Here is a 24,240-nt window from a genome sequence, read left to right on the forward strand (position 1 = left end):
CCCTTGGCCGCCGATCCGGTCCGCATCGCCCTGCTGGGCGCCCCCGGCACCGGGCTGGAGGCTTTGGCGCACGCGGTGGCACGGCACCTGCAGCCGGGGCATGCCTTGGTCGATCCCTGCCCGGCGCTGCATGCAGCCGTGTCGCGCTGCCTGCAGGCGCCGGTGGGCCCCTTGCAAGATGCGGCGCAGCAGGCGCTGGCAGCGCTGGCGGCGACCCACGCGGCGACGTGCCGTGCGACGCTGCTCGGCGGACTGGATGGAGGGGCGCCTTCGAAAGCCTCGGGCCAGACACCGCAGCCCTCCGGGCAGGAGCGGTTCGATGCCTGCCTGCGCGGGGCGCTTTCCGAGGCCGGCGTGGCTTATCGCGTGCTGTACGGCAGCGAGAACGAGCGGCTGCGGGTGGTCCTGGATGCTATTAAAAAAGTAGCGCCCAAGGCATATGATCCGCCGGCACCAACAGTTTTTGATCAAGAAGCGCCGGTACGGCCTGCCCGCCTTCGCGCATGGTCGTGCGAGAAGTGCAGCGACCCCGAGTGCGAGCACAAGCTGTTCACGGCGCTGCGCGGCTGATGCGGGGCCAGCGGGCCTTGCCGCCGGCGGTTACTGAACGCTGGACGGCCCCGGCAATTGCTTGCCGGGCTCGGTGAAGATCTGCGCCGCATCCACCGCGTCGTAGCGGTACTGCTGGCCGCAGAACTCGCAGGCCACCTCGATGTCGCCGCGCTCGGCGAGGATGCTCTCGGCCTCTTCCACTCCCAGGCTGCGCAGCATGTTGCTGACGCGCTCGCGGCTGCAGGTGCAGGCGAACCGCGGGCCGTCCACGCCCTGCTGGGGCACGAAGCGCAGCAGTTTTTCTTCCCAGAACAGGCGGCGCAGGATGGTGTCCACGTCCAGGCCCAGCAGTTCGTCGCGCGTCAGGCTGGCGGCCAGGGTGGCGATGCGGTTGTAGTCCTCGTTGTGGCCGATCTGGTCCTCGTTCTCGCGGTGGGTCAGCTCGCCGGCCAGGTTGCCCTCGCCCTTGATCGGCATGCGCTGGATGAGCAGGCCGGCGGCCACCTGGTCGTCGGCGGCCAGCACCAGCGTGGTGTCCAGCTGTTCGGACTGCAGCATGTAGTGCTGCAGCACGTCGCTGAGCTTTTCGATCTTCTCGTGGTGGTCGCCGTGCAGCGGCACCACGCCCTGGTAGGGCTGCCGGCCCGGCAGGCGGTCCTTCGGGTCGAGCGTGATGGCGCAGCGCCCGCCGCCGCCCACGTTCACCATGTCGCTCAGGCGGGCACCGTCCGGCACTTCGCCGTTCACCGAGGCCGTGGCGCGCAGGCTGAGGTCCGACTGCACCTCGGCCACCGCCAGCTTGACGGGGCCGTCGCCAAAGACCTGCAGCACCAGCGCCCCGTTGAACTTGATGTTGGACTGCATCAGCACGCCGGCCGCGGCCATCTCGCCCAATAGCTCGCGCACGGGCGGCGGGTAGGCGCCGGAGGTGGTGTTGCCGGCGCGCCGCGCGAGGATTTCGGTCCAGGCGTCGGTGAGGCGCACGATCATGCCGCGCACGGGCAGGCCATCGAAAAGAAACTTGTGGAGTTCAGACACCCTGGTTTTCCTGAAATGTTGGCGCCGCTCAAGCCAGCTTGCGCAACCCGGCGCGAAAGCGCTGGGCGTTGTCGATGTAGGTCTGCGCATTCCGGCGCAGGCCCTCGATCTGCTCGGGCGAGAGCTGGCGCACCGCCTTCGCGGGACTGCCGATGATCATGGAGCCATCGGGAAACTCCTTGCCCTCCGTCACCAGCGCGCCGGCGCCGACGAGGCAATGCCTGCCGATCTTCGCACCGTTGAGTACCACCGCGCCGATGCCGATGAGCGACTCGTCGCCCACCGTGCAGCCATGCAGCATGACCTTGTGGCCGATCGTCACGCGCTCGCCCAGCACCAACGGCTGGCCGGGGTCGGAGTGCAGCACGCTGCCATCCTGCACATTGGTGCCGGCGCCGATGGTGATCGGCTCGTTGTCGCCGCGCAGCACGGCCCCGAACCAGATGCTGGACGACTCGCCCAGCACGACGTGGCCGATGACTTCGGCACTGTCCGCCACCCACGCCGACGGCGCGGTACGGGGAGAAATGCCATCGAGTTCGTAAAGCGCCATCCAGGTCTCCTTTTTTGTCAGCGGGGCCGAATCCTAGAATTGTAGGGATGGACCTTCGCCAACTTGCCCTCGAGGCCCTGTGCCTGACAGACCCCCAGGCCAAAGCCGCCGCCACCCTGGACCTGCACGCGCGTGCGGCCGACCATGGCGTGGCCGCGACCAGCCCGCAGGGCCCCGCCGACCCCGCCACCCTGCCCGGCCGCCCGGAGCGGCCCACCCTGCTGCGCCACACGGAGGTGGCGCGCCGCTCGCCGGCCACGCACGAAGGCCGCGCGGTGCTGATGCACGCCATCGCGCACATCGAATTCAACGCCATCAACCTCGCCCTCGACGCGGTGTGGCGTTTCGACGGCATGCCGCCGGACTTCTACCTCGACTGGCTGCGGGTGGCGGCCGAAGAGGCCAAGCACTTCGGATTGCTGCGCGACCACCTGCGAAGCATGGGGCACGACTACGGCGATTTTCCCGCCCACCAGGGCCTGTGGACCATGTGCGAGAAGACCGCGGGCGACATCGTCGCGCGCATGGCCCTGGTGCCGCGCACGCTCGAGGCCCGCGGCCTGGACGCCACTCCGCTCATCCAGCGCAAGCTGCGGCAGGTGGGCACCGCCGACGCGCTGGCGGCCGTGGACATCCTGGACATCATCCTGCGCGAGGAGGTCGGGCATGTGGCGATTGGTAACCATTGGTATCGCTTCCTGTGCGATCAGGAAGGGTTGGACCCGCTGGCGCACTACGCCCTGCTGGTCCGGCGCTACGAGGCGCCACGCCTGAAACCGCCCTTCAACGCCGATGCGCGCCGCGCAGCGGGGTTCAGCGACGCCGAAATGGAGTGGCTGCAGCATGGCTGACCCGGCCGCGTGGGCAGCCGTTCTTTCCTACAATGCGCCCAAGCCCCGCAGCCCCTTTGCCGAAGGGACGCGGCCCCTCCACCGATCGCTTTCAGTTCGCCATCCATGCCCCACACGCCTGTCGCCGGCAATTCTCCGTCCATTGCCCCCGAGAGCAGCCCTGCCGGCGCCATGATCGCCCGCCAGGCGATCATGAACGGGCAGCAGGCCGTGGTGGGCTATGAACTCTTCAACCGCTCACGCTCCGGCCATGGCCACACGGCCGCGACGGACGTGTTCCTGGTGTTCACCGCGCTGTCGCACGCCGGTAGCGAGGAGCTGGTGGGCAAGAAGCTCATCTTCGTCAACTGCACGCACGAGAGCCTGTCCGGCGGCCACCTCGAGCTGGTCGATCCCGACAAGGTCGTCCTGGAGATCCCGCCCCTGGGCCACGCGGCGGCCGAAGAGGTGAGCACGCGGCTGCCGATCCTGTCGGGCCTGCGCGATCGGGGCTTCCACCTGGCCTTCAACCACACGGTGCTGGAATCGGCCTATGCGCCGTGGCTGCCGCTGGCCGACTACATCAAGCTCGACCTGTCCGTGCTGGCGCCCGACCAATTGGCCGTGCTCATCAAATACGCCGGGCGGCACTCCAAGGCCGAGTTGATCGCCGAGAAGGTGGAGACAGCCAAGCAGTACGACATGGCCTCCAGCAAGGGCGTGCAGCTGTTCCAGGGGTATTGGTTCTCCCGCCCCTCGCTGGTGGAGGCCAAGCTGCTCACCCCGGCGCAAAGCAGCATCATCCAGCTCATCAACCTCGTGCGCCAGCAGGCCAGCACGGACGAGATCGAGGAGGTGCTGAAGAAGGACGCGGGCCTGGCCTTCAACCTGATGCGGCTCATCAATTCGTCGGGCTTCGGGCTCTCCCGCGAGATCACCTCGTTCCGGCAGGCCGTGATGCTCATGGGACTCAAGAAGCTGTTCCGCTGGGCCGCGCTGCTGCTCACCGCCTCGCGCGCGGGCGGCATCTCCGCCGCCGTCGGCCACACGGCCGTGGTGCGCGGGCGGCTGATGGAGCTGCTGGCCCTGGAGACCATGTCGCAGGAAGACGCCGACCAAGCCTTCGTGGTGGGCATCTTCTCGATGCTGGACCGCATGCTGAGCATGCCGATGGAATCCGCCGTAGGGCTGCTGCACGTGCCCGGCACCGTGTCGGAGGCCCTGCTGCACCGCGCCGGAACGCTGGGCGAACTGCTGCGGCTGGCCGAAGCCTGCGAATCCAGCGACGACGCCGCCTTCGACCAGGCCGCCAGTTCGCTGCAGCTGTCCAGCCAGCAGATCAACATGGCCCATTTGCAGGCCCTGGCCTGGGCAGACCAGTTGACGGAATGAGCCCCAGAGTGGGCGACAGCGTGCGGCTCTGGTGGTAAGGTCACCGAATTCATCCCACTCACTGACGCAGACCCTCCATGTCGAGCAACTCAGACAACGTACCGGCTTTCGAGAACACCGCCCCGCAAGGGGAAGACGAGGACTCGAGCAACCTGGCGATCATTGCGCGCCAGGCGATCGTGGATGAGCAGCGCGCCGTTTTCGGCTACGAGCTGTTCGACCGCTCCACCGCCTCCGATGCCCACACTGCGGCCAGCGATGCCGCCCTGCTCTTCAATGCCCTGTCGTATGCGGGCACCGAGGCCCTGGTGGGCAAGAAGACGGTGTTCATCAACTGCACGCACGAAAGCCTGGCCGGCGGCCACCTCGAACTGATCCACCCCGAAAAGGTGGTGCTGGAAGTGCCGCCTTTGGCCGACGGCGCCACGGCCGAAGAGATCGAAGGGCGCGTGTCCACGCTCGAAGGCCTGCGCACGCGGGGCTTTCGCCTCGCCTTCAACCAGAACGTGCTGCGCCGCACCTATGCCAGCTGGCTGCCGCTGGCGGCCTTCGTCAAGCTGGACATGCAGGCGTTCCGGGCCGAACTGGCCGAGCCCCTGGTGAAGTTCGCGCGCGCCAATTCCAAGGCCACGCTGGTGGCCGAAAAGGTGGAGACTGCCGAGCAGCACGAGCGCATGTCCGCGCTGGGCGTGAAGCTGTTCCAGGGCTACTGGTTCGCCCAGCCCGCGCTGGTGAAGGCCCAGACCATCCGGCCTTCGCAGGCGACGATCATCCAGCTCATCAACCTGGTGCGAAAGCAGGCCAGCACGGCGGAGATCGAGGAACTGCTCAAGAAGGACCCCACGCTGTCCTTCAACCTGCTGCGCTTCATCAACTCGTCGGGCTTCGGGCTGTCGTGCGAGGTCACCTCGTTCCGGCACGCCGTCATGATCCTGGGGCTCAAGAAGCTGTTCCGTTGGGCGGCGCTGCTCATGACCACCTCGCGTGCCGGCGGCTCTCCGCCCGCCGTGGGCCAGACCGCCGTGGTGCGCGGCCGCCTCATGGAGCTGCTCGCCGCCGAACTGCTGCCGCCCGAGGAATGCGACAACGCCTTCGTGGTCGGCGTGTTCTCGCTGCTGGACACCATGCTGGGCGTTCCGCTGGAAAAGGCGCTCGACTCCGTTGCCCTGCCCCAGCCCGTGATCGATGCGCTGCTGCACAACACCGGAGTGTTCGCGCCGTTCCTCGAACTCACCAAGGCCTGCGAAAGCGGCGACGAGGTGGCGTTCGCCCGCTCGGCCGATGCGCTGCACCTGTCCAACCGGCAGGTGAACTGGGCCCACTTGCAGGCGCTGACCTGGGCGGAAAGCCTGGGCGAGTAACGGCCCGGCCGGCTGCGCAGCGCCCCGGCGCGGCCAGGGCCATGGCGTTTTTCCAGGCGCGCCGCGCCCCCTCTTCGGTCAGTTCATCTGAATGCCCGCCGCGCGGATGATGCGGGCGTTGTTCTGCGACTCCTCAGCAATCTGCCGCACAAAGTCAGCCGCCTTGCCCCCTTGGGGCACGTTGTCGGTGGCTTCGAGCCGGGCGCGCAAATCCGGCAGGGCCAGGGCGCGATTGATCTCGGCATTCAAACGCTCCAGGATTGGCGCCGGCGTGCGCGCCGGCGCGAACACGCCAAACAGCGAACTCACGTTGGCGGCCGGAATGCCCAGTTCGGCCAGGGTGGGCACGTCGGGCAAAGTGTCGAGCCGGGCGGGTGAACCCACGGCCAGCGCGCGCAGCTTGCCGGCCTGGATGTGCTGCATCACCGCGGGCCCGGCATTGGTGGACAGCACTTCGAACTGCCCGCTGAGCGCATCGTTGAGCTACTGGCCGCCGCCCTTGTAAGGCACATGCGTGATCTTCGCCTGGGTGGACTGCATGATCTGCTCCAGCATGATGTGCCCGAGCGACGCCAGCCCCGAGGTGGCCCAGCGCACCGCCCCTGGCTGCGCCTTCGCGGTGGCAAGCAACTGGCGAAAATCCTTGGCCTGGCTGGCGGGCGTGCCCAGCAGCAGCACGGGAGAGACCATCACGCTGGCCACCGGCGCGATGTCCTTGGCCGGATCGAACGGCGATTTGCCCAGGTGCGGATTCAGCACCAGCGGGCTGATGGACGAAAAGCCCAGCGTGTAGCCGTCCGGCGCTGCCTTGGCCACGGCATCCATGCCGATGGAGCCGCCCGCTCCTGCCTTGTTGTCCACCACCACCGAAGTGCCCAGTTGGGCCGACAGCTTGTCGCCCAGGGCCCGGGCGACCACGTCGCTCACCCCGCCGGCGGGATAGGCCACGACGATGCGGATGGGGCGGGACGGCCAGGCGGCTGCCTGCTGGGCGTGGGCAGCGAACGGCAGCGTCGAGAGCCAGGAACAGCTGGCAGCCAGCATCCATTGCCGGCGGGAAAGATCGGTCATGCAAAGACTCCGGGTGCGCAAAAGGAAACCGCGATTGTCCGCGCCCCGCGGGGCCTCCACCGGCTCCCGGTGCCGGCCTATCCGCGGGGGTGGTGCTGCGCGTGCAGGGCCTTGAGCCGCTCCCGCGCCACGTGGGTGTAGATGGTGGTGGTGGAGATGTCCGCATGCCCCAGCAGCAGTTGCACCACGCGCAGGTCGGCCCCGTGGTTGAGCAGGTGCGTGGCGAAGGCATGGCGCAGCGTGTGCGGCGACAGCGGCACGGTGATGCCCGCCGCATGCGCCTGCTTTTTCACGATGACCCAGAACATCGCCCGGGTCATGCCCGCGCCGCGCTGCGTCACGAAAAGATCGTCGGTCTGCTGCCCGCCCAGGATGGCCGCGCGCGCCTCGCCCAGGTAGCGCTCCAGCCATGCCGCCGCCTCGTCGCCGAAGGGCACCAGCCGCTCCTTGCCGCCCTTGCCCATCACCCGCAGCACGCCTTCGCGCAGGCCCAGCTGGAAGGTCTTGAGCGTGACCAGCTCGGTCACGCGCAACCCGCTGGCGTACATCAGCTCCAGCATGGCGCGGTCCCGCAGCCCCAACGGGTGGCCGGTGTCCGGGGCGCGCAGCAGGGCCTCCACATGGGCTTGCGAGAGTGTCTTCGGCACGCGCAGCGGCTGGCGCGCGGCCTGCAGCCGGACCGTGGGGTCGGCCACGATGCGCCGCTCGCGCAGGGCCCAGTGGAAATAGCGGCGCAGCACGGTCAGGCGCCGATTGGCCGAGGTGGCCCGGGTCTGCGCATGGCGCGCGGCGAAGTAGCCCTGCAGGTGGTGTTCCTGCGTGCCGTCGATGGCCAGCGCGGACGGCTGCTCCGCCAGCCACTGGGCATACAGCGTCATGTCGCGCCGGTAGGCCGCCAGGGTGTTGCGTGAGAGGCCGTCCTCCAGCCACAGCGCGTCGATGAAGGTGTCGATGGAGGTCTGGCTTTCGGGCAGCATCGCAAAACCATAGCACGATAAAAAAGGCCCGCGGGCGGTGCCGGCGGGCCTGGTCAGAGAACGCTGCGGAGCGCTGGCTCAGTCGAGCGACAGCTTCTGCTTTTGCACCACGGTCTTGTAGACCTCGAACTCGGCCTTGATCTGCTCGGCGAACTGCTCGGGCGTGTTGCCGATGATGATCGAGCCGGTGTCCTCGATGCGCTTGCGCACGGCCGGATCTTCCAGCGCCTTGCGCACGCCGGCGTTGATCTTGTCCACCACGTCCTTGGGCAGGTTCTTGGGGCCCAGGATGCCGTAGTACGCCATGCGGTTCACCGGCTCCAGGCCCACTTCCTTGAAGGTGGGCACATTGGGCAGTGCCGCCACGCGTTGGGGCGCGGCGACCACGATGGGCACAAGGCGGCCATCCTTGATGAAGGCCAGCGCCGAAGGCAGGTTGTCGAAGATCATCGGCACCTGGCCGGCCACCGTGTCGTTCAAGGCCGGGCCCGCGCCGCGGTAGGGAATGTGCGTGACGAAGGTGTCGGTCAGGCTCTTGTACAGCTCCATCTGCAGATGGCCGATGCCGCCCGTGCCGGACGACGAGTACGAATACTTGCCCGGCACCTTCTTGATCTCGGCGGCGAAGCTCTTGTAGTCCTTGGCTGGAAAGCTGGGGTTCACCGCGATGATGTTGGGCGTCGCGGCGATGTTGATGATCGGCGTGAAGTCCGTCAGCGGGTTGTAGGGCGTCTTGGGGTTGATCGCCGGATTGGCCGCCGTGGTGGACACGGTGGCGATGCCCAGCGCATAGCCGTCCGGCGTCGCCTTGGCCGTCTCGGCCGCGCCGACCACGCCACCACCACCCGCGCGGTTGTCCACGATCACGGGCTGGCCCAGAGCGCGCGACAGCGGATCCGAGATCACGCGGGCGATGATGTCGGTCGTTCCCCCCGGAGCAAAGGGCACCACCAGCCGGATCGGTTTGGTGGGATAGCTCTGGGCCATGGCACTGCCCGTGGCCACGAGGACGGCCAGACCCAGCCAATTTCGGCGCTGCATAGAAGTCTCCTTGTACTGCTTGAACACGATGAAAACGATGGTGTGCATCCTAATCGCTGACGCACGCCGATCGTGGTCCGCATGGCAGTCCACAGTGAGGGATTTCCCGCACGCGCAAGGGCGGTTCCCGTTGGCAGGAGAAGGGTTCAGTGCCGTCGTTGAGGGAGTGGCGTTGCTCCTTGCAAGTGAAGGGGAAGGACCGGACGGACCGCGGATGGAAGACGGTCCGGCATCACACCATCGCGTCCCAGATCAGCTTGACGCCGACCAGCATCGTGCCTGCCAGGAAGACGGTTTTCATGCGCTCGGGCGACAGCACCCGGGCCACCCAGGCGCCCATCACACCGCCCAGGGCGCAGCCGATGAAGAGCGGAATGCCCCACTGGAAATCGACCGCGCCGTGGGTGATGAACGTCGTCACGGACGAGCCCACCACGAGCAGGTTGAGGCGCGTCATCACCGAAGCGCTGTCGGAAAACGACAGGCCGAAAAAATGCATCAGCGCAAAGATGAGAAAGGTGCCGAAGCCCGCGCCGAAAAAGCCCGAATACACGCACAGCGCGAACACCGTGGCGATGCCGGCCAGCGGCAGACGTGCGGCCGGCGCCGAGGTGGCGGTGCGTGCGGAAAAATCCGTCCGGTAGGTGATCCACAGCACCACGGCCATCATGGCGGCGACGATGATGCGCAGCACCCGGTCATCGACCCCGGTGACGATCAGCGAGCCCATCACGGACCCCGCCACTGCCAGGGGCCAAAGCACCCAGGGAATGCGCACCGGGGCCGCCACGGCCCGGCGGTGGGCCAGCGTACCGGTGAAGAACGAGCCCACGAGCGCGAACTTCACGGTGGCGATGGCCGCGGCGGCGGAATGCCCCATCAGCAGCAGCAACGGCACACCGATGGTGACGCCGCCTCCGACCGTCACGGCCACGCCACCCACAACGAGCCCCATCAGGGCCATTGCGCAGAGCATCACCATGCGAGGGACAACTCGTCGTTGCTGAGCACGTCGATCGCGCGGCGCGACAGCGCATCCGCCGCCAGTCCCCTGGCGCCACCACTGCCACTGCCGCCGCTTCCGCCCCCATGGGGCTGCGTCATGTAGCGCCGCAGCACGGCCATGCGCAGCGGCACGCCGTACGCGGCCTGCAGGAAATATTTGTTTTGCGGGGTCGGATCCACGTCGGTGTCGAGTTCGTCCGTGCGGGGCAGGCAATGCATGACCGCCAGCCACGGTGGCGCCTTGGCCAGCAGCGCGCGGTGCACGCGGCATTTGTCCAGCTGGCGCTGGTACAGCGCGGCGTCGCTGAACATCTCGCGCTGCACGCGCACGACGTACAGCAGATCGACATGGCCCAGCATGGCCTGCACCGAATCGTGCAGATGGATGGGGCGCCGCGCCGCAGCGGCGAGGTCGGCCGGCAAAGGGCTGCCGTCGTCGGCTTCGCTGGCGGCATCGACGGCATGGAGTTCGACGTCGCGAAACTGCCCGAGGCCCACCAGCAGCGACTTCACCGCACGCGAGTAGCGCAGGCCGCCCACCAGCCCCACGCGCAGCCCATCGAGGGTGTCGAAATGCTCGCGGGCGGTGTACAGGTCGATCAGGGTCTGGGTAGGGTGCCGCGCGAGCCCTTCGCCGGCATTGATCAAAGGCACGTCGAGGGTGGCCTTGATCTGCTCCATCACACCATGGTCGGCGTGCCGCGCGACCAGCGCGTCGGAGTAGTAGCCCGCCATGCGGGTGGTATCGAGCAGGCTTTCGCCCAGGGGTTGGCGAGTGCTGTGCATGTCGCAAACGCTCAGCACGCGTGCGCCGAGGCGGTAGGCCGCGGATTCGAAACTCAGCCGCGTGCGCGTGCTGGGCTGGCAAAACAGGGTGAAGACGATCTTTCCGGCCAGCGCATTTCCGAACTCTCCGGGAAACCGCCGAATGTCGTCGGTATCGGAAAACAGCGACTCGATTTCGCTGCGCGAAAGGTCTTCGATGGATATCAGGTTTTTTGAGGCCATGCGCCATCAATCATTGCAGCCGAAAAATACAAGGCGCTATCGGTGCGCCAATGCGCACCGATAGCAGCTTGCTCCTCCCCTCCCGGCTTTTTATTCAAGTCTCTGGAGTTTTTGCACAGAATGAATATTGACGGCATTCAATCCATAAGTGAAGATTTGCCGTCTTATACAAAACATAAGCTAAGCCTATGGAACGTACCTTGGATCTCGATCAATTACGGACCTTCGCGCTGGTGCTGGAATTGGGGAGTTTTTCTGCTGCGGCGCAACGGCTGGGGGTGACCCAGCCCGCGGTGAGCCTGCAGGTGAGAAATCTGGAGCGCCGCCTGTCGGTGCGCCTCATCGAGCGGGTGGGCCGCCGCGTGGGCCCGACCTCCGCCGGCGCGGATCTGCTGGCCCATGTGCCGCATGTAACGGCCGCCGTGGCCAATGCCGTGAGCGCCGCCACCTTCCACTCGGCCGGGGTGACGGGGCGCGTGCGGCTGGGCACGGGCCTGACCTCGTGCCTGTACCTGCTGCCGCCCATCCTGCAGGACCTGCGCAAGCGCTTTCCGTCGCTGAGCATCCTCGTGAGCACGGGCAACACGGAGGATTACGTGCGCCGCATCGAGGACAACTCGATCGATGCCGCCATCGTGACGCTGCCCATCGTCTCGCGCGCGGTTGCCGTGGTCCCCATCCTGGAGGACGAACTCATGGCCATCTGCCGCCGCGGCACCTGCCACTGGCCGCGGGCGGTCACCGCGCAGATGATGAACGAGCACCCGCTGGTGAAGTTCGAGACGGGCAGCAGCACGCGCGGGATCGTGGACGACTGGCTGAGCGCCGGCGGCACCTTGCCCACGCCCGCGCCCGTCATGGAGTTCGACAGCGTGGAGGCCATCAAGGCGATGGTGGCAGCGGGCCTGGGCTGCGGCATCCTGCCGCGCATGGCGCTGTCGGGCCACAGCCGCCGCCATGAAGACCTCGAACTGCGGCCGCTGGACCCGCCCCTGTACCGCACCCAGGCCCTCATCACCCGCCATGACAAGCCCATGAACCGGGGGCTGCAAAAGGTGATCGAGGCCATCGTCGAGGGCGGCAGGTCCGCGGCGCGACCCGGTCCCTGAGGCGTCACCCGCGCCCGGCCCCGGCGGCCATCGGGGCGGGGCGCGCGGTATCCTGCGGGCCGTGAATTACGCGCAGCTCCTCCTTCCCGACTTTGCCCTCATCCTGTGCGGTTACCTGGTCTGCCGCTACACGGCCCTCAACCGCGCCGTGTGGCAGCCGGTGGAAAGCCTGGTGTACTACCTGCTCTTTCCCATCCTGCTGTTCCAGTCCATCGTCAAAAGCCCGATCCAGATCGGCGAGGCCTCGGGGCTGATCGGTGCCGGCGTGGCGACGGGCCTGGTCGGCATCGCGCTGGCCTACAGCCTGCCGCGGCTGCCCGGCCTGCGTGGCCGCATCGACCCGCGCGACCACGCGGCGAGCGCGCAGGTGGCGTTCCGCTTCAATTCCTTCATGGGCCTGGCGCTGGCGGAACGGCTGGCGGGCCCGCAGGGCCTGCTGCTCATCGCCGTGCTGATCGGCGTGTGCGTGCCGCTGTTCAACGTGGCCGCGGTGTGGCCCATGGCGCGCGCGGGCCAGCACGGTTTTTTCAAGGAGCTGCTGCGCAATCCATTGATCGTGGCCACCGGATCGGGGCTGGCCGCCAACCTGCTGGGCTTTCACATTCCCGTGTGGATGGAGCCCACGGTGAGCCGCATCAGCGCGGCGTCGCTCGCGCTCGGGCTCATGGCGGCCGGCGCGGGCATGCAGTTCGGCCTGCTCACGCGCGGCAAGCTGCTGTCGGCATCGGTGTTGGCGATCCGCCACCTGGTGCAGCCGGTGATCGCGTTCGGCATGGCGCGGCTGCTGCGGCTGGACGGGGTGCAGACCACGGTGCTGATGGCCTTCTCCGCCCTGCCCACCGCGTCCACCTGCTACGTGCTGGCGGCCCGCATGGGCTACAACGGGCCCTACGTGGCCGGGCTGGTGACGCTGTCCACCGTGCTGGGGGTGGTCAGCCTGCCCTTCGCGCTCGCCGTGCTGCGCTGACAAACCCATGCGGCCCACGGGCCGCTCACCACACGCCGGCCCAGTGCAGGAGCGCCGCCATCGCTGGCATGAGCAGCGCCGTGGCGATGCCGTTGAGCGCCATGGCCAGCGCGGCGAACGAGCCGGCGGTGGCGTGGGTCTGCAACTCGCGCGCCGTGCCGATGGCATGCGCCGTCAGTCCCACGGCGAAGCCGCGCACCACCGGGTCGCCATCGAGCCGCAGCGCGCGCAGCAGCGGGCCGGCCATCACCGCGCCGGCAATCCCGGTGACCGCCACGGCCACCGCCGCCAGCGATGCGATGCCGCCCAGCCGCTCGGCCACGGCGGTCGCGATGGGAATGGTGGCCGACTTGGGCGCAAGCGACATCAGCGTCTGCATCGACCCGCCCAGCGTCCACGCCACGAGCACGGCCGACCCGATGGCCGCCACCGATCCGGCGAGCAGCGCGATCGCCACCGGCCGCCAGATCTGCCGGATCCGGCCGAGTTGCCCGTACAGCGGCACCGCCAGCGCCACCGTGGCCGGGCCGATGAAGAAATGGATCAGCTGCACGCCCTCGAAGTACACCGGATACGGCACGCCGAGCGCCAGCAGCACGCACACGATGCCCACCACGGCCGTGAGCACAGGCAGCAGGAACGGGTTGTGGCCGCTGCGCCGGTACAGCCACAGCGCCGCGAGGTAGGCCAGCAGCGTGAGCGTGAGCCAGGTCAGCGGGGAGCGCTCCAGCGCCCCCAGCGCGGCCAGGCCGGTGGCGGGATCCGTCATGCAGGCGCCTTCATGCCGGCGGACCCGCGCGCCGGCTGCGCGCCAGCAGCCAATGCAGGGTGAGCGCCGTCACGGCCATCGTCACCGCCGCACCGACGATGCAGGCGATGAGGAAGGGCTTCCACTCGTCCGCCACCCGGCCGAAGTGCACCATCACGCCGGTGACGGTGGGGATGAACAGCAGCATCATGTGCTGCAGCAGGGTGGACGCGGTGGTGGCCAGCGCCTCGGGCACGCGCCGCCGCCAGGCCAGCCAGGCCAGCAGCCAGAGCATGCCGACCAGGGCGCCCGGCAACGGCCAGCCCGTCAGGCGCACCGTGGCCTCTCCGAGCAACTGGAAGGCGATGAGAAGGCACAGGGCTTGGATCATGGGCAGGCCGGTATTGTCGGCCAGCCGCAGCCCGCCCGCACCCGGGCGTTTTGCCACAGGCGAATGCTATTTATTTGATAGCACAATGCCCTAGTACTTATTGCGCTGGAGGCTGTTTTTGCTCCAACCCCCAGGCGACGTGCTCCCGCACCAGGGCGCTGGCGTCGGCGGCACGGGACCGCAGCGCGGCCTCGATACCGGCATCGCCGGTGGCATGCAGCGCATTGCCCAGCGCCACGGCCACGTTGCGCAGCCACCGTTCGTGGCCGATGCGGCGGATGGGGCCGCCTTCCGTCATGCGCAGGAAGGTGGGCTCGTCCCAGGCAAACAGGTGCGCGAGCTGCTGCCCGCCCAGGCCGGGCCGCGCGTCGAAATCGGGCAGCCCGCTGGCCTGCGCGAACTTGTTCCAGGGGCAGATGAGCTGGCAATCGTCGCAGCCGTAGATGCGGTTGCCCATGAGGCGGCGCAGCTCGACGGGAATCGGCCCCGCATGTTCGATGGTGAGGTAAGAGATGCAACGCCGGGCGTCCACGCGGTGCGGCGCGACGATGGCCTGCGTGGGGCACACGTCGATGCACGCTTGGCAACTGCCGCAATGCGCGGTCACGGGCGCGCTGGGCTCGAGCGGCATGTCCACATAGATCTCACCCAGAAAGAACATGGAGCCCGCCTCGCGGTTGAGCACCAGCGTGTGCTTGCCGCGCCAGCCCTGCCCGCTGCGGCTGGCCAGTTCTGCCTCCAGCACGGGCGCCGAATCGGTGAACACCCGGTGCCCGACCGGCCCCACGGCCTCGCCGATGCGGTCGGCCAGCTTCTGCAGCCGCTGGCGCAGCACCTTGTGGTAGTCGCGCCCCCGGGCGTACACCGACACGATGCCTTCGGAGGGGCGCTCCAGCCGGGCGAACTCAACGGCCTGCCAGCCGGGACCGGCGCCCGGCGTGCCGTGCATGGGCCCGACTGGCGTGTCGCGCGGCAGGTAGTCCATGCGCGCGGTGATCACGCTCACGGTGCCGGGCACCAGTTCGGCGGGCCGGGCGCGGCGCAGGCCGTGGGTTTGCATGTAATGCATCTCGCCATGGAACCCTTGTGCCAGCCACTGCATCAACCCCGGTTCTGCGGACGACAAATCCACACCGGCCACGCCGATTTGGGAGAATCCCAATTCGCGGGCCCAGCCTTGCATTTGAGGAACGAGTTGACTGCTGCTGAACATCACCCCCGGATTGTAGAAAGCCCCCCCTCGGACACGCCCGTCGCGCTGCACTGGGAGAGCGAGGAAGACACCGCCGCCTTCGCCGCCCGGCTGGCCGCCCAAGCGCCGATCGCCAATGCCTTCATCACCTTGCACGGCGACCTGGGTGCCGGCAAGACCACGCTGGTGCGCCACCTGCTGCGTGCGCTCGGTGTGCAGGGCCGCATCAAGAGCCCGACCTATGCCGTGGTGGAGCCGCACGAGGCACCGGGGCTGGCCATCTGGCACTTCGACTTCTACCGCTTCAACGACCCGCGCGAGTGGGAGGACGCGGGCTTTCGCGACATCTTCGCGGGGCCGGGACTCAAGATCGCGGAATGGCCCGAAAAGGCTGCCGCGCTCATCCCCGTTGAAGACCTTGCTATACACATTGAAGCAGGGGATGATGGCGAGCGGCACGTCACCCTGCAGGCCCGCACCGCATCGGGCCGCACCCTTGCACAAGGATCGAAGGCATGAGCGAAGCGCCCCCCCCCCATCCACCCAGCCGGCGGTCGCTGCTCCAGGCCGGCACGCTGGTGCTGCTGCTGGGCACGCAGCAGATTGCGCGCGGTGCCAGCATCCTGGCCGTGCGCGTCTGGCCGGCGCAGGACTACTCCCGCGTCACCATCGAATCCGACCGCCAACTGGTGGCCAAGCAATTTTTCGTGACCACGCCGCCCCGTTTGGCAGTGGACATCGAAGGCATCGACCTGAACCCCGAGCTGCGCGAACTGGTCGCCAAGGTGAAGGCGGACGACCCCAACATCGCCGGCATCCGCGTGGGCCAGAACGCGCCCAACGTGGTGCGGCTGGTGCTGGACCTCAAGCGGCCCGCCCTGCCCCAGGTGTTCACGCTGCCGCCGATCGCAGCCTACCAGCACCGGCTGGTGTTCGACCTGTACCCGGCCGAGCCCGAAGACCCGCTGGAGGCCCTCATCGCCGAGCGCCTGCGTGAAGCGCCGCCGACCGCGCCCCTGCCCAACATCGCCGCCGCCAAGCCCGGCACCGCGGGCGATCCGCTGGGTGAGCTGATCGCCCAGCAGATCCAGCGCCCCGGCGCGCCGCCCCCGCCGGTGGGCCTGCCCGCCCCGGCCGCGCCCGCCGCGCCGCCACCGGCCGTGGCAGCGGCCGCTGCAGCCCCCACCCCGCCGCACGCGCCGTCGCCACCACCGGCCGCGCCCGCCATCGCGAAGGCGACCGACCGGCTCATCATCGTGGCGCTGGACCCCGGCCATGGCGGCGAAGACCCCGGCGCCACCGGCCCCGGCGGCACGCGCGAGAAGGACATCGTGCTCAAGGTGGCGCACCTGCTGCGCGACCGCATCAACGCCACCACGGTCGGCGGCAATCCGATGCGGGCCTTCCTGACCCGCGACGCCGACTATTTCGTGCCGCTGGGCGTGCGGGTGGACAAGGCCCGGCGTGTGCAGGCCGACCTGTTCGTGAGCATCCACGCCGACGCCTTCACCACGCCCGCGGCGCGCGGCGCCAGCGTGTTCGCACTGAGCCAGGGCGGCGCCTCCAGCTCGGCCGCGCGCTGGCTGGCCAACAAGGAAAACCAGTCCGACCTCATCGGCGGCCTGAATGTCCGTGTGCAGGACCGGCACGTGCAAAGCGCTCTGCTGGACATGAGCACCACGGCGCAGATCAACGACAGCCTGAAGCTCGGCAGCGTGCTGCTGGGCGAGATCGGCAGCATGGCCAAACTGCACAAGCCGCGCGTGGAGCAGGCCGGCTTTGCCGTGCTCAAGGCGCCGGACATTCCCAGCGTGCTCGTGGAAACCGCCTTCATCAGCAACCCCGAAGAAGAGGCCAAGCTGCGCACCGCCGCCTACCAGCAGCAGTTGGCCGACGCGCTGATGCGAGGGATCACGCGATACTTTGCCAAGAACCCGCCGCTGGCACGCAGCCGGTCCGTCTGACGGCTCGGCGGGCCTGAGCGCGTGACCTGAAACCACGAGGAGAACCCCATGGCCCTGCACCACGCACGTTCCGGAGAAGTCGTCAGCCTGAGCCCGCTGGGCGACCGGCTGGCGGGCGCCGCCACCACCGCCATCATCAAGGCCGCCCAGCTGGAAGTGATCCGCGTCGTGCTGGCGGCCGGCAAGGATTTGCGCCAGCACGACACGCCCGGCGAGATCACCGTGCAGTGCCTGGAGGGCGAGGCGGAGTTCCACACCGCCGGCGGGGCGCGCCTGCTGCGCCCGGGCGACTTCGTGCACCTGCAGCCCCGCGCCGCGCACTCGCTGCGCGCGGTGAGCGATGCCTCGCTTCTCGTGACCATCTGCCTGGCCCCGGGCTGACTCGCAAGCCGCGGTCAGGTGGGGCACCTCCTACAGCACGCGGCCTCGCCTGCCTACACCGCAGGCGGGGCACCGGGGCGATAGTGCAGGCATGGGTTGGGACAGGCAAATGCAGCGGTTTGAATGGATCGCCGCCCTGTCCGGATCCCATGCCCTCACAGATACCAGGAGCCAAGTCATGAACTACCGCCATCTCGTTTCCGCCGCCGCTGTCGCAGCCGCACTCGGCCTCGTCGGCTGCTCTTCCAACCCCACCAATGCACAGATCGGTACCGGCGTAGGCGCCGTGGCCGGTGGCGTGTTGGGCAGTGCCGTCGGTGGTACCACCGCAACCGTGATCGGTGCCGGCGCCGGCGCGCTGGTCGGCCACGAACTCGGCGAAGACCGCGATCAACGCCGCCGCTGATCGCACGGGGATGGTTTAACTCCCATCCTTCCGATCACAAAACGCCTGCAGGGCCCCAGTGCCCTGCGGGCGTTTTTGCGTGGATGCCAGGCGGAGCGCCTCTCAAAGCACGGATGCAAAGCGATAAAAAAGCGTCTCCCCACTAACCGATACGGTTTAGTACATTTAAAGCGCGTGGGTGCGGCTAACATTCTTGGCTTGTTCCACTCTGCAGAATGCACTCCATGCGCCCGTCGTCCCTGGCCCCCGCCAACGAATTTCTTTCGCCCGAGCCTGCGCTGAGCCGCCGCCGTGCCGCGCTGCAACTGATGGCCATACCCGCCGCCATCGCGTCGGGCAGTGCCCTGGCGAACGGCACAGCGGATGTGGCGAGCGCTGCAGCCAAGAAGCGATTCACCACATCGCAAGGCTGCCACCTGCACTACCAGGATCGTGGCCGGGGCCCGGTCGTGCTGCTCGGGCACAGCTACCTGTGGGATTCTTCGATGTGGGCGCCCCAGATCCAGGCGTTGTCGCGCCACTTCCGGGTCATTGCCCCCGACCTTTGGGGCCACGGCGCCTCGGGGCCGCTGCCCGCCGACACGCAGGACCTGAAAGGCCTGGCTGCGCAGATGCTGGAACTGCTCGACGCCCTGCATGTCCGCGAATGTGCCGTGGTCGGCCTCTCGGTCGGCGGCATGTGGGGGGCGGAGTTGGCGCTGAAGGCGCCGGAGCGGGTTCGCAGCCTCGTGATGATGGACACCTACCTCGGGGCCGAGCCCGAGGCCACGCGCCTGCGCTACTTCGGCCTGCTCGATGCGATCGAGGCCGGCGGGCAGATCACCCAGCCGCTGGTGGATGCCATCGTGCCGATCTTTTTTCGGCCCGGCACCGATCCCTCGAGCCCCCGCCCCGCCGCGTTCGGCCGCAGCCTGGCGGCGATGGCGCCCGATCGATTGCGCCAATCGGTGGTGCCGCTGGGCCGCATCATCTTCGGCCGCGCCGATGCGATGGACCGGCTGGCGGCGCTCCGCCCCCAGACCACGCTGCTCATGTGCGGCGACGAGGACATTCCCCGCCCGCCGCACGAGATGCACGCCATGGCCGAGGTGATCGGCTGCGATGCCGTGGTGATCCCCGAGGCCGGCCACATCTCGAACCTGGACAACCCGGAGTTCGTCACCCGCCAGCTGCTGCAGTGGCTGGACCGCACGATGCGCTGACAGCGCATTCGGGCAGCCGGGGACGGGGGGCGCGGTGCCCCCGGCTCCCGCTCAGGCCGTTTTCTGGCGGCCGGCGCGCCAGCCGCCGTAGAGCGCGATCAGGCCCGGCACCAGGATCAGCGCCCAGATGATCTTGTCCAGATTGGCCTGCACCCACGGGAAGTTGCCGAAGAAGTAGCCCGCCGTGCAGATGCCCAGCACCCACAGCAGCGCGCCGCCCACGTTGAACGCCGTGAACTTCGCCCGGCCCATCTCGGCCACGCCGGCCACGAAGGGCGCGAAGGTGCGGATGAAGGGCATGAAGCGCGCCAGCACGATAGTGACGCCGCCGTAGCGTTCGTAGAAGTCGTGCGCCTGCTGGAACGCGCGCCGGTTGAACCAGCGCGAATCGGGCCACTGGAACACCTTGGGCCCGAAATAGCGCCCGATGGTGTAGTTGCACTGGTCTCCGAGGATGGCCGCCGCGATCAGCACGGCGCAGGCCAGCGGAAAGTTCATGAGCCCCGCACCGCACAGCGCACCGACGATGAACAGCAGCGAATCGCCGGGCAGGAACGGCATCACCACCACCCCCGTCTCGACGAAGACGATGAGGAACAGCAACGCATACACCCACGCGCCGTAGGCGCTGACGAAAGCCGCCAGGTGCTTGTCCACGTGCAGGATGAAGTCGATCAGGAACTGGATGATTTCCAAGGGCGGACCTTCTGAGGAAAGTGGGATGGCGGGATTGCCAATGCGGCGCGTACTCTAACCGCACTGCCTAGAATGCCGGGCAATGACCACAGAGCCCACCCTGCGCCGACCGATCCGCGACCTGCCCGACGAACTCATCAGCCAGATCGCGGCCGGCGAGGTGGTCGAACGGCCCGCCTCCGCCGTGCGCGAGCTGGTGGACAACGCGCTCGACTCCGGCGCGACCCAGATCGCCGTGCGCCTGCTGGCCGGCGGCGTGCGGCTGATTTCGGTGGAAGACGACGGCAGCGGCATCCCTCAGGAAGAACTGCCGATCGCCCTGCGGCGGCACGCCACCAGCAAGATCACCAACCTGCACGACCTCGAATCCGTGGCCACCATGGGCTTTCGCGGCGAGGCGCTCGCCGCCATCGCTTCGGTGTCGGAAATGGCCCTGCTGTCGCGCACCGCGGAGCAGGCCAGCGCTTTCCTGCTGGATGCGCGCAGCGGCGAACTGCGGCCTGCCGCACGCAGCCAGGGCACGACGGTGGAAGTGAAGGAACTGTTCTTCGCCACGCCGGCGCGGCGCAAATTCCTCAAGACCGACGCGACCGAGCTGGCCCACTGCATCGAGGCCGTGCGCCGCCATGCGCTCGCCCGGCCCGATGTGGGCTTCGCCATCTGGCACGAAGGCAAGCTGGTCGAGCAGTGGCGCGCCACCCTGGCCGCTGGCGACGAGTCCGATGGCGCGCTGCAGCAGGCACTCGACCGGCGGCTGGCCGACGTGCTGGGAGAGGACTTCCTCGCGGAATCGGTCGCCGTGCGCCACCGCCACGGCGCCATCACGGTGACCGGCCGCGCCGGCCTGCCGGATGCGGCCCGCTCGCGCGCCGACCAGCAGTTCTGCTACGTGAACGGCCGCTTCGTGCGCGACAAGGTGCTCACGCACGCCGCGCGCGCCGCCTACGAGGACGTGCTGCACGGGCAGAAGCAGCCCGTGTATGCGCTGTACGTGGCCATCGACCCGCTGCGGGTGGATGTGAACGTGCACCCCACCAAGATCGAGGTGCGCTTTCGAGACAGCCGTGAGGTCCACCAGGCCGTGCGCCATGCGGTGGAGAACGCCCTGGCCGTGCCCCGTGCCCAGGCACTCGCCGCGAGCGGCGCCACCGAGACGGCGCCAGAGGCGGCCGCCCCGGCCCCCGCTCCCGGGATGGCGCCCAGCTGGAAGGCGCAGGCGGCGATCCGGTTCGATGAGCCTGTGGTCGGCCACCGGGTGACCGACCTGCAGGCGCTGTGGGGATCGCCGAAGGGTCCCGGCGCCGGCGCACAAGACGGCGCCTTCCCGGCCAGCGTGCAGGAGCCGCGCGCCGAATGGGGCCATGCCGGCGCAGCCGGCGCCGCAGCGGCCAGCACCGTTGCCTGGACTCCGCCCCCCTCCCTGCAAACCATCCCTTCTTCAGCGGCCGACGTGACGCCTGCGCCGCCCGCGCCGGACGACGACGCGCCGGCCTGGCCCCTGGGCCGCGCCGTGGCGCAGATCCAGGGCGTCTACATCCTGGCGGAGAACGCCCACGGTCTGGTGATCGTGGACATGCATGCTGCGCACGAACGCATCGTGTACGAGCGGCTCAAGGCGCAGGTGGACGGCAGCGAACGCATCGCCAGCCAGCCGCTGCTGATCCCGGCGACCTTCGCCGCCACGCCGCAGGAAGTGGCCACGGCCGAGGCCCAGGCCGACACGCTGTCGATGCTGGGGCTGGAGATCGCCCCCTTCTCCCCGAAGACGCTGGCCGTGCGCGCCGTACCCACCTCGCTGGCCCAGTGCAATGCGGTGGAACTGGCACGCAGCGTGCTCGCGGAGTTGTCAGCACACGACGCCAGCACCGTGGTGCAGCGCGCCCGCAATGAAATTCTGGGTACGATGGCCTGCCACGGCGCCGTCCGCGCCAACCGCCGGCTCACCCTCGACGAAATGAACGCCCTGCTGCGCCAGATGGAAGTCACCGACCGGTCCGACCAGTGCAATCACGGCCGCCCCACCTGGCGGCAACTGTCCATGCGCGAGCTGGACGCCCTCTTCCTGCGCGGACGCTGACCCCCCGGCGCCGCAGGCCATACGGATTCCACCCATGCCACTGCGCCGCCACCAGCCCCATCACCTTCGCTCCGCGTGCCAGGGCTATGGCGTGGCAGCCCTGGCGACCATCGCCGCCCTCACGCTGCCGGCCCACGCGGGGCGGCCCCTCACGGTCGACGACGCGGGAGTGAATGCCCCCGGCGAAGGGCACGTGGAAGTGTGGTGGGAAGGCGTGCACCGCGACCGCGGCGCCTTCTACGTGGCGCCGGCCTATGCCCCGGCGGCGCTGCCGGGCCTGGAGTTGGGCGCCCTGCTGGCGCGCGATCTGGACGGCCGCGCCACGGTGCAAAGCGTGGTGGCCAAATGGCAATGGACGCCGCCGCCCGAGCAAGGCTGCCACGCGGCCAGCAGCGTGGGCCTGTGGCACACCCACCGGGAGCCGCGCAGCACGCGGGCCTTCAACCTGCTGGGCACCTGCATCGCCAGCTGGGGGGCCGTGCACGCCAATGCCGGCACGCTGCACACACCCGACCACCGCTGGCTGCCCACCTGGGGTGCCGCGGTCGAATCCACCTGGGGTGCGGTCACGGCGCACATCGAGGCGTTCGGCCAGCGCGGCGGTCCGCCCACGTTCCAGACCGGCGCGCTGTGGGAATGGACACCGGGCTGGCAACTGGACGGGGTCCTCGGGCGCCGGCAGGGCAGGACCCTGCTGAGCATCGGCGTCAAGCACAGCTTCTGACGCACTCCGAAACGATGGCCCGCCGGCGGCGCTGCCGCCGGCAGGCCGTCGACCGAGGGATCAGTCGTCCCGCGCCGCCTTGGCGTGGTCGGGGAAGTCCGCGAACACGCCGTCCACGCCCAGGCGGTAGAACATGCGGTATTCCGCCTTCGGGTCGCCCTTGAAGTCGGAAGCCAGGCGGCGCGCCTCGCTGCGGAAGGTGTACGGATGCACGAAGAGGCCGGCCGCATGCGCGTCGGACACGACGGAGGTCGCGGGCATCATCACGCGGTCGCGCTCGTCGATCTTGCCGTCGCCGTTCAGGTCGTCGGGCTGGCCGTCCTTGTTGTCATCCAACAGCTTGGAGGGGATCAGGTACGGCTTCCAGGGGCCGATGCCATCCGCATAGGTCTTGACCTCCTTCAAGCCCGCAGGGGTCAGCAGGCTGGCGAAGGTGCGCTGGTCGCCGGCCACGGCGAAGTCGTAGGGCTTGTCGTAGGGCGCGGTCAGGTCCATGCTGCCGTCGGCCTTGATGTCGTTGGCGTCCACCAGTTGCACCAGGCGCACCTGGGTCTTGGTGCGCAGGTACTTGAGGTTGGACACTTCGAACGACTGCAGGATGACCGGGGACGCCGCGGTGGTGTAGCCGTACTGCGAGAGCGTGGTGAGCAGCCGATCCTCGAGCTTGAGGTTCAGGTTGGCGTGGTAGGTGGGGTGCTTGGTTTCGATGTACACGCCCACGGTGCGGCCCACGCGCGTGCCTTCGGACCGGGCAAGGTCCAGCACCTCGGCCAGCGTCGGGATCTGGTACTTGCCGTTGAACGACTGGTCGCGCTCGGCCAGGGGCTGGATGGCGCGCAGGGTCTTGATCTCGGCCAGGGTGAAGTCGGAGGCGAACCAGCCTTCTTCCTGAACGCCATCGACCATCTTCTTGGTCTTGCGGCTGGCGAATTCCGGGCGCTGCGACACGTCGGTGGTGCCGGTGATGTTGGGTTCGTGCCGTGCGATCAGCACGCCGTCCTTGGTGGCCACGAGGTCCGGTTCGATGAAGTCCGCGCCCAGTTCGATGCCCTTCTTGTAGCCTTCCAGCGTGTGGTCCGGCAGGTAGCCGGCGGCACCGCGGTGGCCGATCACCAGGGGCTTGGCGCCGTTCAGCGTGGGGAAATCATCGTCGTTGCCGCCACAGGCGGCCAGGGCGGCAGCGGCGGCCAGGGCCAGCGCGGCCCCTTTGAAACCAGACAGGTGCATTGCTCTACCTCGTTGATCGTTGAAGTGCGCCACTGTGGAGGCGTCACATGACAGGACGGTGACTCGGGGAACTTTGTCGCCGCAGTGGTATCTCGGCGCCGAACGCACCGTTGTTGTGCGTTGTTGCCCTCCTTTGCCCCCGGAGTGCGCATCCTACGGGCCACCCCGTCCGGCCGTCACGGCCTATCGATGCTGCGCTGCAGCGTCAATCGGCGCTTTTCCGGGCTACGGCCCTGGGCAGCAGTGCCGAAATCAGGCCATATCTACAGCACAATCCGGATGTAACAAAGCGCATCGACGGGCGCGTTTCTTGCAAAAGCCGGAAAAG

At 68.6% G+C, this 24,240-nt stretch carries 25 protein-coding genes and 1 pseudogene; 13 read left to right on the forward strand and 13 right to left on the reverse strand.

Going from position 1 to position 24,240, the window contains the following annotated elements:
- The first annotated feature begins 3 nt into the window (after positions 1 to 3).
- Complete coding sequence (locus AVMA1855_RS00650) at positions 4 to 570, forward strand: hypothetical protein (protein WP_284424214.1); 567 nt, start codon at positions 4 to 6, stop codon at positions 568 to 570.
- A 30-nt stretch (positions 571 to 600) separates the two neighbouring features.
- Here AVMA1855_RS00650 and hslO read toward each other — a convergent pair whose 3' ends face one another.
- Both hslO and AVMA1855_RS00660 read right to left on the reverse strand, forming a co-directional pair.
- On the reverse strand, positions 601 to 1,590 hold the full coding sequence (gene hslO, locus AVMA1855_RS00655; protein ID WP_272568048.1) for an Hsp33 family molecular chaperone HslO: 990 nt from the start codon (positions 1,588 to 1,590) through the stop codon (positions 601 to 603).
- Between the two features lie 28 nt (positions 1,591 to 1,618).
- Positions 1,619 to 2,143, reverse strand: coding sequence for a gamma carbonic anhydrase family protein (locus tag AVMA1855_RS00660; RefSeq protein ID WP_272568047.1), 525 nt, complete (start codon positions 2,141 to 2,143; stop codon positions 1,619 to 1,621).
- Between the two features lie 47 nt (positions 2,144 to 2,190).
- Between AVMA1855_RS00660 and AVMA1855_RS00665 the strand changes: the two genes are divergently transcribed.
- Positions 2,191 to 2,994 (forward strand): ferritin-like domain-containing protein, encoded by an 804-nt coding sequence (locus tag AVMA1855_RS00665; RefSeq protein ID WP_284424215.1) that lies wholly within the window; start codon positions 2,191 to 2,193, stop codon positions 2,992 to 2,994.
- Positions 2,995 to 3,231: 237 nt separating this feature from the next.
- Here the strand turns inward: AVMA1855_RS00665 and AVMA1855_RS26695 are convergent, their stop codons facing one another.
- A complete protein-coding gene (locus AVMA1855_RS26695) occupies positions 3,232 to 3,879 on the reverse strand; it encodes a hypothetical protein (protein ID WP_502870242.1) in 648 nt (215 codons plus the stop codon).
- Between AVMA1855_RS26695 and AVMA1855_RS26580 the strand changes: the two genes are divergently transcribed.
- Both AVMA1855_RS26580 and AVMA1855_RS00675 read left to right on the forward strand, forming a co-directional pair.
- Positions 3,793 to 4,365 (forward strand): EAL and HDOD domain-containing protein, encoded by a 573-nt coding sequence (locus tag AVMA1855_RS26580; protein WP_502870243.1) that lies wholly within the window; start codon positions 3,793 to 3,795, stop codon positions 4,363 to 4,365. The genes AVMA1855_RS26695 and AVMA1855_RS26580 overlap by 87 nt on opposite strands.
- A 77-nt stretch (positions 4,366 to 4,442) precedes the next feature.
- A complete protein-coding gene (locus AVMA1855_RS00675) occupies positions 4,443 to 5,726 on the forward strand; it encodes an EAL and HDOD domain-containing protein (RefSeq protein WP_284395463.1) in 1,284 nt (427 codons plus the stop codon).
- A 78-nt stretch (positions 5,727 to 5,804) separates the two neighbouring features.
- On the opposite strand, the pseudogene AVMA1855_RS00680 reads toward AVMA1855_RS00675, so the two are convergent.
- From AVMA1855_RS00680 to pyrB, 5 genes and pseudogenes are all read right to left on the reverse strand, one after another.
- Positions 5,805 to 6,797 (reverse strand): annotated as a pseudogene (locus AVMA1855_RS00680) (Bug family tripartite tricarboxylate transporter substrate binding protein).
- 77 nt (positions 6,798 to 6,874) lie between these two features.
- Entirely contained in the window at positions 6,875 to 7,774 is a 900-nt protein-coding gene (gene xerD, locus AVMA1855_RS00685) for a site-specific tyrosine recombinase XerD (protein WP_284406017.1), read from the reverse strand.
- 78 nt (positions 7,775 to 7,852) lie between these two features.
- Positions 7,853 to 8,815: a tripartite tricarboxylate transporter substrate binding protein BugE gene (locus tag AVMA1855_RS00690; RefSeq protein WP_272568039.1), complete on the reverse strand. Its 963-nt coding sequence runs from the start codon at positions 8,813 to 8,815 to the stop codon at positions 7,853 to 7,855.
- 232 nt (positions 8,816 to 9,047) lie between these two features.
- Positions 9,048 to 9,770 carry a sulfite exporter TauE/SafE family protein gene (locus AVMA1855_RS00695; protein WP_284424217.1) on the reverse strand — a complete coding sequence of 241 codons (723 nt, stop codon included), beginning with the start codon at positions 9,768 to 9,770 and terminating at the stop codon, positions 9,048 to 9,050.
- Between the two features lie 20 nt (positions 9,771 to 9,790).
- Complete coding sequence (pyrB, locus tag AVMA1855_RS00700) at positions 9,791 to 10,828, reverse strand: aspartate carbamoyltransferase (protein ID WP_284424218.1); 1,038 nt, start codon at positions 10,826 to 10,828, stop codon at positions 9,791 to 9,793.
- A 188-nt stretch (positions 10,829 to 11,016) separates the two neighbouring features.
- On the opposite strand from pyrB, the gene AVMA1855_RS00705 reads away from it, so the two are divergent.
- Entirely contained in the window at positions 11,017 to 11,937 is a 921-nt protein-coding gene (locus AVMA1855_RS00705; RefSeq protein ID WP_284411438.1) for a LysR family transcriptional regulator, read from the forward strand.
- A gap of 49 nt (positions 11,938 to 11,986) precedes the next feature.
- Positions 11,987 to 12,904, forward strand: coding sequence for an AEC family transporter (locus AVMA1855_RS00710; protein ID WP_284424334.1), 918 nt, complete (start codon positions 11,987 to 11,989; stop codon positions 12,902 to 12,904).
- Positions 12,905 to 12,929: 25 nt separating this feature from the next.
- Here the strand turns inward: AVMA1855_RS00710 and AVMA1855_RS00715 are convergent, their stop codons facing one another.
- From AVMA1855_RS00715 to queG, 3 genes are read right to left on the reverse strand one after another with little or no spacing between them, the layout of a single operon-like run.
- Positions 12,930 to 13,673 (reverse strand): LrgB family protein, encoded by a 744-nt coding sequence (locus tag AVMA1855_RS00715; protein ID WP_284424219.1) that lies wholly within the window; start codon positions 13,671 to 13,673, stop codon positions 12,930 to 12,932.
- A gap of 10 nt (positions 13,674 to 13,683) precedes the next feature.
- Positions 13,684 to 14,100, reverse strand: a complete 417-nt coding sequence (locus tag AVMA1855_RS00720) for a CidA/LrgA family protein (protein WP_349817081.1) — start codon at positions 14,098 to 14,100, stop codon at positions 13,684 to 13,686.
- Between the two features lie 40 nt (positions 14,101 to 14,140).
- Entirely contained in the window at positions 14,141 to 15,226 is a 1,086-nt protein-coding gene (gene queG / locus AVMA1855_RS00725; RefSeq protein WP_284424220.1) for a tRNA epoxyqueuosine(34) reductase QueG, read from the reverse strand.
- 12 nt (positions 15,227 to 15,238) lie between these two features.
- Here queG and tsaE point away from each other — a divergent pair, with 12 nt between their 5' ends.
- The 5 genes from tsaE to AVMA1855_RS00750 all read left to right on the forward strand — a co-directional run bounded on the left by tsaE (position 15,239) and on the right by AVMA1855_RS00750 (position 19,188).
- The gene (gene tsaE / locus AVMA1855_RS00730) at positions 15,239 to 15,754 is read left to right on the forward strand and encodes a tRNA (adenosine(37)-N6)-threonylcarbamoyltransferase complex ATPase subunit type 1 TsaE (RefSeq protein WP_284424221.1); all 516 of its coding nucleotides are present in this window, start codon (positions 15,239 to 15,241) and stop codon (positions 15,752 to 15,754) included.
- Positions 15,751 to 17,199: an N-acetylmuramoyl-L-alanine amidase gene (locus AVMA1855_RS00735; protein ID WP_284411426.1), complete on the forward strand. Its 1,449-nt coding sequence runs from the start codon at positions 15,751 to 15,753 to the stop codon at positions 17,197 to 17,199. Before tsaE ends, AVMA1855_RS00735 begins: the two co-directional genes overlap by 4 nt.
- Positions 17,200 to 17,247: 48 nt before the next feature.
- Entirely contained in the window at positions 17,248 to 17,580 is a 333-nt protein-coding gene (locus tag AVMA1855_RS00740) for a cupin domain-containing protein (protein WP_284406007.1), read from the forward strand.
- Positions 17,581 to 17,758: 178 nt separating this feature from the next.
- Positions 17,759 to 17,986 carry a YMGG-like glycine zipper-containing protein gene (locus AVMA1855_RS00745; RefSeq protein WP_272551696.1) on the forward strand — a complete coding sequence of 76 codons (228 nt, stop codon included), beginning with the start codon at positions 17,759 to 17,761 and terminating at the stop codon, positions 17,984 to 17,986.
- 224 nt (positions 17,987 to 18,210) lie between these two features.
- On the forward strand, positions 18,211 to 19,188 hold the full coding sequence (locus AVMA1855_RS00750; protein WP_284424222.1) for an alpha/beta fold hydrolase: 978 nt from the start codon (positions 18,211 to 18,213) through the stop codon (positions 19,186 to 19,188).
- 51 nt (positions 19,189 to 19,239) lie between these two features.
- Here the strand turns inward: AVMA1855_RS00750 and AVMA1855_RS00755 are convergent, their stop codons facing one another.
- The gene (locus AVMA1855_RS00755) at positions 19,240 to 19,884 is read right to left on the reverse strand and encodes a DedA family protein (protein ID WP_284424223.1); all 645 of its coding nucleotides are present in this window, start codon (positions 19,882 to 19,884) and stop codon (positions 19,240 to 19,242) included.
- Positions 19,885 to 19,966: 82 nt separating this feature from the next.
- On the opposite strand from AVMA1855_RS00755, the gene mutL reads away from it, so the two are divergent.
- Together mutL and AVMA1855_RS00765 are read left to right on the forward strand one after the other, a co-directional pair.
- Positions 19,967 to 21,961 (forward strand): DNA mismatch repair endonuclease MutL, encoded by a 1,995-nt coding sequence (gene mutL / locus AVMA1855_RS00760; protein ID WP_284424224.1) that lies wholly within the window; start codon positions 19,967 to 19,969, stop codon positions 21,959 to 21,961.
- Between the two features lie 34 nt (positions 21,962 to 21,995).
- Positions 21,996 to 22,685 carry a PA4824 family protein gene (locus tag AVMA1855_RS00765; protein WP_284424225.1) on the forward strand — a complete coding sequence of 230 codons (690 nt, stop codon included), beginning with the start codon at positions 21,996 to 21,998 and terminating at the stop codon, positions 22,683 to 22,685.
- Positions 22,686 to 22,745: 60 nt separating this feature from the next.
- On the opposite strand, the gene AVMA1855_RS00770 is transcribed toward AVMA1855_RS00765, so the two are convergent.
- Complete coding sequence (locus AVMA1855_RS00770) at positions 22,746 to 23,912, reverse strand: glycerophosphodiester phosphodiesterase (RefSeq protein WP_284424226.1); 1,167 nt, start codon at positions 23,910 to 23,912, stop codon at positions 22,746 to 22,748.
- Positions 23,913 to 24,240: the final 328 nt, after the last annotated feature.

It is taken from the genome of Acidovorax sp. SUPP1855, assembly GCF_030158955.1.
Lineage (GTDB): Bacteria > Pseudomonadota > Gammaproteobacteria > Burkholderiales > Burkholderiaceae_C > Paracidovorax.